Source organism: Mycobacteriales bacterium, from assembly GCA_035504215.1.
In the GTDB taxonomy this organism is placed as follows: Bacteria; Actinomycetota; Actinomycetes; order JAFAQI01; family JAFAQI01; genus DATAUK01.
In genome coordinates this window covers 1-3,271 of the sequence record DATJSI010000058.1, presented here as the reverse complement: position 1 = coordinate 3,271, position 3,271 = coordinate 1, and the positions used below count along the sequence as shown (strand labels likewise).

Annotated in this window: 3 protein-coding genes; 2 read left to right on the top strand and 1 reads right to left on the bottom strand. The window is 66.6% G+C overall.

Annotated elements, in window-relative coordinates; all coding sequences use genetic code 11:
• Nucleotides 1-16: 16 nt before the first annotated feature.
• Nucleotides 17-1,498, top strand: a complete 1,482-nt coding sequence (lysX, locus tag VME70_07440; protein HTW20026.1) for a bifunctional lysylphosphatidylglycerol synthetase/lysine--tRNA ligase LysX — start codon at nucleotides 17-19, stop codon at nucleotides 1,496-1,498.
• A gap of 37 nt (nucleotides 1,499-1,535) precedes the next feature.
• Here the strand turns inward: lysX and VME70_07435 are convergent, their stop codons facing one another.
• Nucleotides 1,536-2,456 carry an NlpC/P60 family protein gene (locus VME70_07435; protein HTW20025.1) on the bottom strand — a complete coding sequence of 307 codons (921 nt, stop codon included), beginning with the start codon at nucleotides 2,454-2,456 and terminating at the stop codon, nucleotides 1,536-1,538.
• An 83-nt stretch (nucleotides 2,457-2,539) separates the two neighbouring features.
• Here VME70_07435 and VME70_07430 point away from each other — a divergent pair, with 83 nt between their 5' ends.
• Nucleotides 2,540-3,235: an amino-acid N-acetyltransferase gene (locus VME70_07430; GenBank protein ID HTW20024.1), complete on the top strand. Its 696-nt coding sequence runs from the start codon at nucleotides 2,540-2,542 to the stop codon at nucleotides 3,233-3,235.
• Nucleotides 3,236-3,271 lie beyond the last annotated feature (36 nt).

Sequence of the window (3,271 nt, the reverse complement as noted above, 5' to 3'; positions counted from 1 at the left end):
CCGGTAACCTTCGGGCGTGGCTGACGACAACGCTCCGGAGCAGGTACGCGTCCGGCTGGAGAAGCGCTCCCGGATGCTTTCATCCGGTATTGACCCATATCCGGTGACCTACCCGCGGACGGCCACGGTGGCGTCGCTGCGCGCCCGGTACGCCAACCTGCCGGCGGACACGGCGACCGGTGAGGTCGTCGGCGTCACCGGGCGGATCATCCTGTCCAGGATCGGCGGCAAGCTCTGCTTCGCGACGCTGCGCGACGGGGCCAGCGACATCCAGGTGATGGTCTCGCTGGCGAAGGTGGGCGAGGACGCGCTGGCGGCCTGGAAGCGTGACGTCGACCTGGGCGACCACGTGGGGGTGACCGGAGAGGTGATCACCTCCCGGTCCGGCGAGCTGTCGGTGCTCGCCGACTCCTTCGCGATCACCGCCAAGTCGCTGCGGCCGCTGCCGGAGAAGCACGCGGGCCTCACCGACCCGGAATCGCGGGTGCGGCAGCGGTACGTGGACCTGATCGTCAACCCGCGCGCGCGGCAGCTGGCGGAGATGCGGTCGGCGGTCGTGCAGTCGGTGCGCACCTCGCTGATCTCCCGCGGCTTCCTCGAGGTGGAGACGCCGGTGCTCACCGGGCTGCACGGCGGCGCCAACGCGCGGCCATTCATCACGCACGGGAACGCCTACGACTCACGGCTCTACCTGCGGATCGCGCTCGAGCTGTACCTCAAGCGGCTGGTCGTCGGCGGGATCGACGCGGTCTTCGAGATCGGCCGGATCTTCCGGAACGAGGGCGTGGACACCACTCACAATCCCGAGTTCACCATGCTCGAGGCGTACCAGACGTACGGGGACTACAACACGATCGGCGCGCTGACGCAGCAGCTCGTCCAGGGCGCGGCGGTTGCCGCGTTCGGCTCCACGGTGATCCAGCGGGCCGACGGATCCGAGTGGGACATCGGCGGTGAGTGGCGGTCGCTGACCGTGCACGAGGCGATCTCGCTCAAGGCGGGGGAGGAGATCACCCCCGACACGCCGGACCTCGTGCTGCGGAAGCTGTGCGAGAAGCTCGAAGTGCCGCTCCAGCCGTCGTGGAACCGGGGCCAGGTGATCCTGGAGATGTACGAGCGCCTGGTGGAGAAGCAGACCGTCGAGCCGACCTTCTACCGCGACTTCCCGGTCGAGGTGTCGCCGCTTACCAGGCAGCACCGGACCGATCCCCGCCTCGCCGAGCGCTGGGACCTGGTGACGTTCGGAACGGAGCTGGGCACCGGCTACTCCGAGCTGGTCGATCCGGTGGTGCAGCGGGAGCGGCTCACCGCGCAGTCGCTGCTCGCGGCGGGCGGCGACCCGGAGGCGATGGAGCTGGACGAGGACTTCCTGCTCGCGCTTGAGCACGCCATGCCGCCGACCGGCGGGATGGGGATGGGGATTGACCGGCTGATGATCATGCTGACCGGCGAGAACATCAGGGAGACGATCCTGTTCCCGTTCGTCCGGCCGTCCTGACGGTGTGGGGGGCTGGGGGATCGTTTCCCCGAGGCAATCAGGCGATACGGACGGCGCCGACGTACGCGTCCCAGAACACCGGCTGGACCTGCACGACCTGGCCGGTGGACGGCGCGTCCACCATCAGGCCGTTGCCAATGTAGATGCCCACGTGGCTGATGTCGGCGAAGAAGAACACCAGGTCGCCGGGCTCCAAGTCGTCCCTGGACACGTGCATGCCCGAGTTCCACAGCGAGCCGGTGTAGTGCGGCAGGGTGATGCCCTCCTGCGCGTACGCCCAGACGACCAGGCCCGAGCAGTCGAACGTGGTCGGGCCCGCCGCGCCCCATACGTACTCGTCGCCGCGGCGGGTGAGCGCGTAGCGAAGCGCGGTGGTGTCCACGTTGTTCACTGCGGGCAGGGTGTAGTCCGGGTAGTTGCCCGTCTGGTCGAAGACGGCCATCGCCTTCGCCATCACCGAGCTGTTCATGACGTCGAGCTTGGCGTTGATCTGGGAGACCTTGCCGTTGATCTCCTTCTGCAGCGTGTCGACCGTGACGATCTGTTCCTGCGCGGTGTCCCGGGCGCGCGCCGCGGCGAGCTGTGCCTGCTGCAGGTTGGTCAGCCGCATGGTGGCCTCGTTGTCGAGCTCTTCGACGGTCGAGGCCTGATTGAGGAACTGCGTCGGGTTGCCGCTGGTGAGCATCTCGAGCGTGGGGTCGAGCCCGCCGTTCATGTAGCCCATGGCCGCGAGCTGTGCGACCGCCAGCTGGCTCCCGGACATCGCCGACTGCGCCCTGGCATCGGCCTGCTTGGCCAGCTTCTCTTCCGACTTGGCGTGCGCGATCTCGATCTGGAGCTCGTCGTACTGCTGGCCGAGCGAGTCGACCTGGTTGGACAGCGTCGTGGCTTCGGCGACGAGCGTCTTGAGCGACGGCTGCGCGGTGACGGTCTGTGCGTCACTGTTGCCAGTCTGCAACAGAACGGACGCTGTAACCACCACGAGGACAAGCGGTACAACTCGTTGCTTAACCATACGCACGGTGACGCACAATATTGGATATGGCGGCCGTTGCCAACCGACTCAGCACAAGTTTTGCCTTTCTTACGGCACTCCCGTTCGACTGGCGAGCGTCGCCTGGATGTGGTAACCACGCCCGCCGACGCCGGATCGTGATGTGCCGGTCGCGCGCCGGAGTGCCTGCCCGCCATCCGGCCGGTGCGATTCCATTTAGCCGCTACAGTAGTGGCGCGATGGCGTACATAGTGAGGCAAGCGCGCACCAAGGATGTCCCGGTAATCCGCGCGCTGATCGACCAGAACGTGGCCAGTGGACGGTTGCTGGACAAGCCCACCGTGAACCTATACGAGGACATCCTCGAGTTCACTGTCGCGGAAAACACCGCTGACGGCACAGTGGTGGGCTGCGGCGCGCTGCATGTCATGTGGGAAGACCTTGCGGAACTCCGCACCGTCGCCGTTGACCCGGACAAGCGCGGCGGCGGCGCCGGGCATCTGATCGTCGACAAGTTGCTTGACCGGGCACGGCAGGTCGGCGTGTCGAGAGTATTCGTCCTCACTTTCGCGGTGCCGTTCTTCGCGCGCCATGGGTTCACCGAAATCAACGGCACGCCTGTTGCGCATGAGGTCTATGCCGAGTTGCTTCGTTCTTACGATGACGGTGTCGCCGAGTTCCTCGACCTGGACCGCGTGAAGCCCAACACGCTGGGAAACACGCGTATGTTGCTGCGCTTGTGACGTCTCGCCGGTACTGGGCGGTACCGGGCAATTGGC